The organism is Salegentibacter sp., assembly GCF_041642575.1.
Classification (GTDB): Bacteria; Bacteroidota; Bacteroidia; order Flavobacteriales; family Flavobacteriaceae; genus Salegentibacter.
This window is the reverse complement of record NZ_JBEPWD010000037.1, coordinates 12,766-22,971: the sequence shown is the minus strand read 5'-3', so window position 1 is coordinate 22,971 and position 10,206 is coordinate 12,766. Positions and strand designations below refer to the sequence as shown.

At 40.7% G+C, this 10,206-nt stretch carries 8 protein-coding genes and 1 pseudogene; 8 read left to right on the top strand and 1 reads right to left on the bottom strand.

Annotation, left to right across the window (positions count from 1 at the left end):
- Positions 1 to 101: 101 nt before the first annotated feature.
- The 4 genes from ACESK1_RS07705 (at position 102) to ACESK1_RS07690 (ending at position 3,048) form a co-directional block, all read left to right on the top strand.
- Positions 102 to 587, top strand: a complete 486-nt coding sequence (locus tag ACESK1_RS07705; RefSeq protein WP_372919593.1) for a DinB family protein — start codon at positions 102 to 104, stop codon at positions 585 to 587.
- Positions 588 to 629: 42 nt separating this feature from the next.
- Complete coding sequence (locus ACESK1_RS07700) at positions 630 to 830, top strand: hypothetical protein (RefSeq protein WP_372919591.1); 201 nt, start codon at positions 630 to 632, stop codon at positions 828 to 830.
- Positions 831 to 928: 98 nt separating this feature from the next.
- Entirely contained in the window at positions 929 to 2,728 is a 1,800-nt protein-coding gene (gene typA / locus ACESK1_RS07695) for a translational GTPase TypA (protein WP_372919589.1), read from the top strand.
- Positions 2,729 to 2,739: 11 nt separating this feature from the next.
- Entirely contained in the window at positions 2,740 to 3,048 is a 309-nt protein-coding gene (locus tag ACESK1_RS07690; RefSeq protein ID WP_372919587.1) for a uroporphyrinogen decarboxylase, read from the top strand.
- Positions 3,049 to 3,078: 30 nt separating this feature from the next.
- On the opposite strand, the gene ACESK1_RS07685 is transcribed toward ACESK1_RS07690, so the two are convergent.
- Positions 3,079 to 3,762: a cell division ATP-binding protein FtsE gene (locus tag ACESK1_RS07685; RefSeq protein ID WP_372919585.1), complete on the bottom strand. Its 684-nt coding sequence runs from the start codon at positions 3,760 to 3,762 to the stop codon at positions 3,079 to 3,081.
- Between the two features lie 149 nt (positions 3,763 to 3,911).
- On the opposite strand from ACESK1_RS07685, the gene ACESK1_RS07680 reads away from it, so the two are divergent.
- The 4 genes and pseudogenes from ACESK1_RS07680 to ACESK1_RS07665 all read left to right on the top strand — a co-directional run.
- A complete protein-coding gene (locus ACESK1_RS07680; RefSeq protein ID WP_372919583.1) occupies positions 3,912 to 4,484 on the top strand; it encodes a DsrE family protein in 573 nt (190 codons plus the stop codon).
- A 205-nt stretch (positions 4,485 to 4,689) separates the two neighbouring features.
- Positions 4,690 to 7,710 (top strand): tetratricopeptide repeat protein, encoded by a 3,021-nt coding sequence (locus tag ACESK1_RS07675; RefSeq protein WP_372919581.1) that lies wholly within the window; start codon positions 4,690 to 4,692, stop codon positions 7,708 to 7,710.
- A gap of 22 nt (positions 7,711 to 7,732) precedes the next feature.
- The gene (locus tag ACESK1_RS07670) at positions 7,733 to 9,466 is read left to right on the top strand and encodes a TonB-dependent receptor (RefSeq protein ID WP_372919579.1); all 1,734 of its coding nucleotides are present in this window, start codon (positions 7,733 to 7,735) and stop codon (positions 9,464 to 9,466) included.
- 294 nt (positions 9,467 to 9,760) lie between these two features.
- A pseudogene (locus tag ACESK1_RS07665) lies at positions 9,761 to 10,206 on the top strand (hypothetical protein); the annotation flags it as partial.

The window sequence follows — 10,206 nt, the reverse complement described above, 5'->3', positions numbered from 1 at the left end:
CAATTTTCATGAAAAAAGGGAATTCACCCAAAATTATACTGAAGAAATAAATACCGGTAAATATATTTTTGTTGTAATTTAATCGATTAATCCTTAGTCTTATGGAGCTTCAAAAATGTCTGCTCTCAGAACTTCAGCATGAAGTGGTTTTAACCGAAAAATTCCTGAAACGTATTCCGCAGGATAAAATGGACTGGAAACCGCATCCCAAATCGATGAGCATCCGGCAACTGGCAAACCATCTCGCAGAAATTCCCAGCTGGATCACAGCCACTATGGAATTGGACGAAATGGATATGGAGGGTTGCAAACCACCGGATTTTAGTGATATTGAAAGTATCCTGGAAGTACTTCGTAATAATACCGCCGAGGCGGAAGCAGCCTTAAGAAAACCCGACAGCGAATTCGAAAAGAACTGGAAGATGATTCGGGATGAAAAAGTGCTGATGGATATGCCTAAATTCAATGTCCTGCGAATGATGGTGTTGAATCAGATCCCGCATCACAGAGCCCAGTTAGGAGTTTATTTCAGGTTGCTGGATATTCCTGTACCGGCAACTTATGGTCCTTCGGCAGATGAGCAATAGTTTCCTTAAAAAAGCCTTAGCTTTGCGGCAAATTTTAGACTTATGCAGGCTTTAAAAGAACAATTTAAAAAATTCTACACCCCTAAACGATGCCTGATCAATGCCGGGATCATGTTCGCGGCTGTAGCCTTCTTCTTAACACAGAAGCCCGAGGAATTTTTATTACCCATCGGTTTTGGTATTATTGGAAGCTTATATCTTGCGGGATTTATCTATCTGAAAACCAGAGCCGAGCAAAAATAAATGCTTATTAGGTTTTATTTTCCCATTTTCAGGATTTTAGCAGGATAATCTTTAAAAATAGGCGTACCTTTGCAGACTTTTAAAAATGAGGCGCTTATATGACAGCTATTAAAAACATTGCAATTATTGCCCACGTTGACCATGGGAAAACCACTCTGGTTGACAAAATTATGTATCACTGCCGCTTGTTTCGCGACAATCAAAACACCGGGGATCTTATCCTTGATAGTAATGATCAGGAACGCGAACGCGGAATCACTATTACTTCCAAGAACGTATCGGTTGTTTACAAAGACACCAAGATCAATATTATTGATACTCCTGGTCACGCCGACTTTGGAGGGGAAGTAGAAAGGGTTTTAAATATGGCCGATGGGGTGCTGCTACTTGTAGATGCCTTTGAAGGACCTATGCCTCAAACCCGATTTGTACTTCAAAAAGCTATCGACCTGGGCCTTAAGCCTTGTGTGGTTGTGAATAAAGTTGATAAACCCAACTGTACTCCAGATGAGGTTCACGAGAAGGTTTTTGACCTGATGTTTGAACTTGGAGCCGAAGAATGGCAACTTGATTTTCCAACGGTTTATGGTTCTGCCCTGAATAATTGGATGAGTGACGATCCCGACGTTAGAACTGAAAATATAGAACCTCTTTTAGATATGGTTCTTGAACATATTCCTGCTCCAAAGATTGAGGAAGGAACTCCACAAATGCTTATTACTTCTTTAGACTTTTCGTCTTTCACCGGAAGGATCGCCATTGGCCGACTGCAACGTGGAACGCTGAAAGAAGGAATGCAGGTATCTCTTGTAAAACGAGATGGAACTGTCAAAAAAACCAAAATAAAGGAGCTTTTTACCTTTGAAGGCCTTGGCCGTTTAAAGGTTCAGGAAGTACAGGCGGGAGACATTTGTGCCCTGGTTGGTCTTGAAGGTTTCGAAATTGGGGATACCATCGCCGATATTGAAAATCCTGAAGGTCTAAAAACCATCGCTATCGATGAGCCTACCATGAGTATGCTTTTCACGATCAACGATTCTCCTTTCTTCGGAAAAGATGGAAAGTTCGTGACCTCAAGACATATCAAGGAACGTTTGACCAAGGAGTTGGAGAAGAACCTTGCCCTTAGAGTTGAAGAAACCGATAGCGCCGATAAATTTCTTGTTTACGGGCGTGGAGTAATGCACCTTTCTGTTTTGATCGAAACCATGCGAAGAGAAGGTTATGAACTTCAGATAGGTCAGCCTCAGGTAATCATCAGGGAATATGACGGAGTGAAAATGGAACCTGTTGAAGAATTAACTATTGATCTACCCGAAGCCGTTTCAGGAAAAGCCGTGGAAATGGTAACCATGAGAAAAGGGGAGATGCTAAGCATGGAAACCCGTGGCGAGCGTATGATCATTCAGTTTATGATTCCTTCAAGAGGAATTATCGGGATGAGAAACCAGCTACTTACTGCAACTGCAGGAGAGGCAATTATGGCTCATCGCTTTAAGGAATACCAGCCATTAAAAGGTGGAATTCCGCAGCGACAAAACGGTTCTCTTATCTCTATGGAAAAAGGAAAAGCTATTCCTTATTCTATCGATAAGCTTCAGGATCGCGGTAAATTTTTCGTAGATCCGGGTGAAGATATTTATGAAGGTCAGGTTATTGGTGAAAATTCACGCCAGGATGATATGGCTGTAAATATCACCAAAACCAAGAAACTTTCTAACGTGCGTTCATCAGGAGCCGATGATAAGGCCAAGATCGTACCGGCAATTAAGTTCTCGCTGGAAGAAGCGCTGGAATATATTCAGAAAGATGAATATGTTGAGGTAACCCCAAAGCATATTAGACTAAGAAAGATCTACCTTACCGAAAACGAGCGTAAGAGAAATAAAATAGTTTAAGATAATTTATAATGAAAGACGTCATAGCAACAGCTACGGCGTCTTTTTTATTTTTGCAGGATATGGAAATATTAGGAGTTAGTCTTACCGAATGGATTGGTTATGTCGCCTCTTTCTTTGTAGCGATCTCTTTCTTTATGAAAAATATCATCACGCTAAGGATCGTGAACACAATTGGCTGCGTGGCTTTTATTATTTACGGAGTAATGATCGATTCGTGGCCGGTTATTGCCACTAACGCGATAATTGTTGGCGTGAATTTCTATTACCTGTTTATCAATAAGACTACTCGCGTATTGGCAGACGAAGTGAAGCCGTAAACTGTAATTTCAGCATTACTCTTCAGAAAATTAAACTGATTTCTGAACCACTTCAAATACCCTTTGCCCGTCACATTTTAAGGTCTTCGACGGATATTTTAGCAGAAGCGCATAATCGTGCGTTGCCATAAGAATAGTGTTGCCGTTCTTGCTTATTTCCTGAAGCACTTCCATCACTTCCACTGAAGTTTGAGGGTCGAGATTCCCGGTGGGTTCATCTGCCAGGATAAGTTCCGGGTCATTGAGCAGGGCTCTTGCAATAGCCACCCTTTGCTGTTCTCCTCCTGAAAGCTGATACGGATATTTAAAACCTTTACTTTTCATTCCAACCTTATCAAGTACCTCGTCGATCTTATGATCCATCGCTTTCTGATCTTTCCAGCCGGTGGCCTTCAAAACAAAAAGCAGATTATCTTTAATATTTCTATCGGTTAGCAGTTTGAAATCCTGGAAGACCACGCCTAGTTTCCGGCGTAAATAAGGAATATCCTTTTCCTTAAGAGTTCTTAAGTTATAATCTACAATCGTACCTTCGCCTTCGGAAAGCGGGAGATCCCCGTAAAGTGTCTTCATAAAACTACTTTTTCCCGTTCCGGTCTTTCCAATAAGGTAAACAAATTCTCCTTTGTTTACGGTTACGTCAACCTCTGATAGTATAAGGCTTTCCCGTTGGTAAATAGCGGCATTTTTAAGGTCCAGGATGGTTTCAGACATAGAATTATGATTTATGGGTAAAAGTAAGAACTAATTTTACATAGTCAAACAGCTTACGGCTTAAGATTAGTAATTGAAGAACGGTTTAATTAAAATTGAAATTGTGGAGAACAATTGCTTATTTTTATAGCCCTTAAATTCCGGAATCTATGAAACCAGTATTATCATTAATCGTCGTTTTTCTTTTCTCCATTAATTTTGCTACAGCTCAAAAAGGCGATGCCCAATTTCCGATTGTAAAAGATTTTGGAGGCGTATATGAAATTGAAGAAGTGGTTGAATTGCCTGAAAATAAAAAAACCAAACTTCTGGTTGACCTCATGAAGGCGGAAACCAACAGAGGCAATCCCGATGCAGAACCTGATTTCTCCAAACCTATCTGGGGACTTATTAATACTGCACGTTTGCTAAACCTACATGGCGTGGGCGGAGTTTCAAAAGAAAACCTGGAAGTTATTGTGGTAGTTCACGGGACGGCAGTAATGTCTCTTTTCGAGGATAAAACCTATCAGGAATTTTTTGAAACTTCATATGATAATCCTAACCTGCCAATCCTGGATGCATTGCACGAAGCCGGAGTCAGGGTTGTGGTGTGCGGCCAATCTCTTTTAGCCCGAGATATTAAAGCAGACCAATTATTCGAACATACAGAAATAGCGCTTTCAGCATTAACCACGATCTCAAAAAGAGTGCAGGAAGGTTATGTGGTTTACAATTTTTAATCAGTCCTAAATATTTGGCTGTCAAATATCTGTAAATTCCCTCTTAGCTTTGTTTCTTATATCGCCTTGCTTCCCTCGGGATCTATCCTCTTCGAAAGCGAAGGAGTGTATTCTATTTTTTTCTCCTTAACATAATTATAGCTGTAAACCTGCGTTAATAAAGCAAGGTTTAAATATCTTTGAACATCAACTTAAATAAATATTCATGAGACTTAACAAGGCATTCCTGCTTATAGCTTTCCTTTCTCTCTCTGTTTCGGGAATCGCTCAGCAGTCGGCAGCATATACTCACGAGCTGGCTGATTTTAACCGTGCGCTCGAGCTTTATAACAATGAACAATATCTCGCTGCCCAAAATCTTTTTGATGAGGTGATGGATGAGACTGAAGACGAAAAAATTAAAGGCGATTGTGCTTATTACATCGCTAATGCTGCGGTTCGACTAAACCAACCCGGGGCAGATAGGCTGATGGAGCGTTTTGTAACCCGATACCCTACCAGTACTAAAACCAACACAGCCTACATTGATGTAGCCGACTATTATTTTGAAACCGGAAAATATGCGCTTGCCCTTAAATGGTATGATAAAGTAGATGAAAGAAGTATGAGCCGCAAGGATCGCGAACGTTACTATTTCAATAATGGATATGCCTATTTTAGAGCAAACCAGTATGATCAGGCAAAAACCTACCTGGAACGTGTCCGAGATTCCCAGGAATATGGTTCCCAGGCCAAATACTATATAGGTTATATGGCCTATGAAGGCGATGATTATGAAGAAGCCAACGAAAATTTTGAACAGGTTAAAGACAACGATCGCTACAGCGAAAACCTGTCTTACTTCCAGGCTGATATGAACTTCAAACTGGGGAATTTTGAGGAAGCCATTAAATTAGGAAAGGAACAACTGCCTAATTCCACAAGAATAGAACAATCTGAACTCAATAAGATAATAGGGGAGAGTTATTTCAATCTTCAGCAATATGAGGAGGCTATTCCTTATCTGAAAGAGTACCGCGGAATGCGCGGCAAATGGAACAACACCGATTACTACCAGCTGGGGTATGCCTATTATAAGCAGGGCGATTATGACAGTGCGGTATCAGAATTCAATAAAATAGTTGACGGGAAGAATGCCGTGGCACAGAATGCTTACTATCACCTGGCCCAGAGCTATTTGAATCTAGACAGAAAGCAACAGGCTTTGAACGCGTTCAAGAATGCCAGTGAAATGGATTTTGATGCTGAAATAAAGGAAGATGCACACCTTAATTACGCAAAGCTCAGCTACGAGATTGGAAATTCCTATGAAAGCCCTTCGCAGGTGCTTATCACTTTCCTGGAAACCTATCCCGATTCTGAAGCAAAACCTGAGGTGGAAACTCTACTCATAGATTCTTTTATTACCTCAAAGAATTATGAAGAGGCGATGCGACTTTTGGAGAACAACAGAAACTTCAGCGATAAGCAAGCTTACCAGAAAGTAGCTTATTATTATGGTTTGGAGCTTTATGAAGAAGGAGACTACCAGGAGGCTATCAGGAATTTCGAAAAAGCTTTATCTGAGCCTCGTAATCCAAAGATCACAGCGCAAGCTACTTATTGGAAAGCGGAGAGTGAATTCAGCATAAACCGAATAGATGATGCTATCATTGGTTACAGGGAATTCAGCGGAATGAGCGCTGCCCAGGGTACTCCTGAAATGGAAAATTTAGATTATAATCTTGGTTATGCCTATTTCAAAAAGAATGAATACGCCCGTGCTGCCGATTACTTCAAGAAATATACCTCAGATAATTCCAAGGATAGCGCAAGGAGAAATGACGCGTTACTAAGGCTTGGAGATAGTTATTTTGTGACCAGCCAATACTGGCCGGCGATGGAAGCTTACAATAAAGCTATAGATAACAATGTGTCCAACAGCGATTATGCAGCCTTCCAGAGAGCAATTAGCTACGGATTTGTAGACAGGAACGATACTAAGATCCAGGAATTAAACAGTTTCATTAACCGTTATTCCCGTTCATCTTATCGCGATGATGCTTTGTACGAATTAGGAAACACCTATGTAGCGATGAACAATACTTCCCAGGCTATTCAGGCTTATGACCGATTAATCAGGGAAGTTTCAGGAAGTTCATTTGTTCCTAAAGCTATGCTTAGAAAAGCTTTGATCTATTATAATTCAGACCAGGGCGAAAAGGCACTTACCGACCTAAAAAAAATAGTAAGTGATTACCCGAATACTCCTGAGGCGATGCAGGCTGTGTCTACTGCAAGAATGGTATATGTAGACCTTGGTCGTACCGATGAGTATGCTACCTGGGTTAGGAACGTTGATTTTGTAGAGGTTTCAGATGCCGATCTGGACAACACCAGCTATGAGGCTGCCGAGAATCAATATTTCGACAATAATAATGAGCGTGCCATTAGCGGGTTTGAAAAATATCTCGAGAGCTTCCCGAATGGAATTCACTCCATTAATGCTAATTTCTATCTGGCCCAACTTTATTACCGTCAGGGTAGCGAAGACAAGTCTGAAAAGCATTATGAATTTGTGGTGAACAAACCTAAAAATGAATTCACCGAGCAGTCTTTAGCGAGGTTATCAGAGATAAAACTGGAGAAAAGTCAGTACAGCGAGGCAGTCCCTTTACTGGAAAGATTGGAGAATGAGGCTTCTTCCGAAGAGAACAGGATCTACGCCCAGTCCAATTTGATGAAATCTTACGATGAATTGGATAGACCCGATTTAGCGGCTTCATACGCCGAAAAAGTGCTTGGTAATTCCCAGGCCGATACCCGTGCTAAAACCGATGCACAACTAATCGTTGCCCGTTCAGCTATTAAAAATGGGGATGAGGCCCGTGCTAAAGCGGCATATGCTGAAGTTCAAAAAAATGCCAAAGGAGAGCTCGCTGCTGAAGCTTTATATTACGATGCTTATTTTAAGCAAAAAGCCGGAAATTATGAGGCTTCAAATGCTGCAGTACAGATCCTTGCAAAGGATTTCTCAGGCTATAAGCGTTGGGGCGCCAAAGGCCTCGTGCTGATGGGTAAAAACTTTTATCAGCTCGATGATGCCTACCAGGCTACCTATATCCTGGAGAATGTGATCAATAATTTTGAGAACTATCCAGACATCGTGCAGGAAGCTAAAACCGAACTATCACGCATAAAAGCTGAAGAGGCGAAAACTAACTCTTCAGTAGAAACAAATAATTAAAAGTCACTCAATCTACCTGAATATGAATAAAGTTTCGATAAAAGGAAGTCTGTTTTTAAGTTTATTCTTGTTAAGCGGAGTTCTTTTTGCCCAGGACCCCATTGGAAGTGAAACCGTTACTGTAATAAAACCATACACTCCCGAGGTGGGAGATGCTAATAAAATAAGAGAAAGTCCGGTTCGTGCAGATTCTGTAGACCTGGAAAAGAAGCCGGTGAAATACAGCATATTTTCTGTACCGGTTGCTTCAACTTTCACCCCTTCCAAGGGACGAGCGACCACAGTGGAGCGCTCCAGGCCGGTAAAAGTTTTTGATAATTACGCCACCCTTGGCTTCGGAAACTATACCAATGCCCTGGCTGAATTTTACAGTAACCTGGAAGTGAACCGTAGCGATAACTTCGGGATTTATCTTCGGCATAATTCCTCGCAGGGAGGAATAGACGGGGTTGTTCTGGATGACAAGTTCTATGACACCGAAATGAATCTTAGCTACACTTCCAGGAACCGCGATCTGGGATGGAAAACCGAAGTTGGAGGCGAACACCAGTTGTTTAACTGGTATGGGCTCGATCCATTAGCAAACCTGAGTGACACTGAACTTGCGACTATAGATCCTAAGCAAAATTATTATTCGGTGTATGCAGGTGGAGAAATAGAACTTTACGATTCTTTCTTCGATAATGCTGAAGCCACTTTCAGACATACAGGAGATTCTTATAAAACAGCCGAGAATCATTTTGATGCCACCGGTACTTTTGAATTCAATATTGCCGATGAGCTTATAACCACAAATATCTATGCAGATATTTTGAATTCTAAATTTGAGGAGACTTATTTTAACACTGCTTCAGGAATGGATTTTACTTTTATGAATTTCGGTATAAATCCGAGTTTGCTGGTGCTTAGAGATGATCTCACCCTGGATCTTGGGTTGGCTTTCTTCTACAGTATGGATGCTGAAAATTCAGATAATAACTTTTACATCTATCCCAGAGTATCGGCAAGCTATCGCCTGGCCGGGGAATATTTTACGGCCTATGCAGGAGTGGAAGGTGATCTCGAACAGAACACTTATTATAATTTTGTTCAGCGAAACCCGTATGTCTCCCCTAATACTGAGATAAGGCCTACCAATAAAGAGTATAATGCCTACGTAGGAGCCAAAGGGAAGTTGAGTAATAGTATTGGTTATAACCTGCGAGGTAGTTATGTTTCTGAACTCGATAAAAGTTTATTCAGAAGGAATCCCTATGGCAGCATCGATAATGAGAGCGATTATACCTATGGAAATTCCTTTAATGTGCGTTATGATGACGTAAGAACACTTTCGGTTTTTGGAGAGATAAGTGTAGACGTTAACCGTGATTTCAGACTTGCGATAAACGCTGAAGCATTTGATTATTCTACCGATACTGAAACCGAGGCCTGGAACCTCCCGGATTTTAAAGCCTCATTAAACGCCGATTATCAAATCACTGAAAAATGGTATGCTGGAACTAATATTTTCTACGTTGGGGAAAGAAAGGATTTGCGCAGTTTTGGAGATCCGCAGCTAATGGATACCGCCCCGGAAACCATTAATCTGGATTCCTATCTTGATTTGAACGCACATTTAGGGTACCGTTTTAACGAACAGCTTTCAGCTTTTGTAAAAGGAAGTAACCTGTTGAACAACGATTATATGCGTTGGACTAATTTCCAGGTTCAGGGCATTCAGGTGCTGGCTGGGGTAACTTATAAATTCGATTTCTAAACAAGAAATGATTTTTATCAAAATTTAAAAGCATCCCGGTTTTAGGGATGCTTTTTTGCTTGAAAAGACTTTTATATTTAAACAATTTTAAATTAATTATGTATTTCATCGAATAATTCTCTAAACCTCAGTGGTTTGTTGTTTTGTTAGAAATGCTTTACTTAACATTTAGGCAACATTGGTAACTAAAAATAAACATAATATTGCAGCGCATAAATTTTAACCTATTTTCTATTCCCAAATTAAATGGCAAAGGCAAAAAAATTTAAAAGAGTAGACCGGAGTAAACCGTATTTGAATATACTAGACGTTCTGGTTAAAGAGAAAACCTTCCTGGCAATCGTAATAATTGGTATTATAATGGCAGGAATTGCTTCCGGTTATGCCCAGGCCGGAATGTGGTTGGGATTCTTTTTCGCAGCTTACGCGACAGTTGCTAACGACAGTATACAGTCTTTAGGTACTTTTATTGAAAGTAATAAGGCAAAGCGTTGGTGGGTTTTATGGCTTTTTGTGGGAAGTATTTTCCTGTTAACCGTTGGTTTTAGTTGGGTGGTTTTTGATGGAGACGTAACCTACCAAAGACTCCTAAGCCCCGATGGTACCTCAAAGTACCCGCATCCTGAACGCTTTAGCTTCTGGCAGATTATAGCACCTTTGGTATTGCTTATCCTTACCAGGATGAGAATGCCGGTTTCTACCACCTTCCTTATTTTAAGTGTGTTTAGTGCAGATACTTC

Bases quoted from the DNA above. Each gene is read 5' to 3' on its own strand.
- ACESK1_RS07705 (WP_372919593.1), top strand. From the start codon at position 102: ATGGAGCTTCAAAAATGTCTGCTCTCAGAACTTCAGCATGAAGTGGTT.
- ACESK1_RS07700 (WP_372919591.1), top strand. From the start codon at position 630: ATGCAGGCTTTAAAAGAACAATTTAAAAAATTCTACACCCCTAAACGA.
- typA (WP_372919589.1), top strand. From the start codon at position 929: ATGACAGCTATTAAAAACATTGCAATTATTGCCCACGTTGACCATGGG.
- ACESK1_RS07690 (WP_372919587.1), top strand. From the start codon at position 2,740: ATGAAAGACGTCATAGCAACAGCTACGGCGTCTTTTTTATTTTTGCAG.
- ACESK1_RS07685 (WP_372919585.1), bottom strand. From the start codon at position 3,762: ATGTCTGAAACCATCCTGGACCTTAAAAATGCCGCTATTTACCAACGG.
- ACESK1_RS07680 (WP_372919583.1), top strand. From the start codon at position 3,912: ATGAAACCAGTATTATCATTAATCGTCGTTTTTCTTTTCTCCATTAAT.
- ACESK1_RS07675 (WP_372919581.1), top strand. From the start codon at position 4,690: ATGAGACTTAACAAGGCATTCCTGCTTATAGCTTTCCTTTCTCTCTCT.
- ACESK1_RS07670 (WP_372919579.1), top strand. From the start codon at position 7,733: ATGAATAAAGTTTCGATAAAAGGAAGTCTGTTTTTAAGTTTATTCTTG.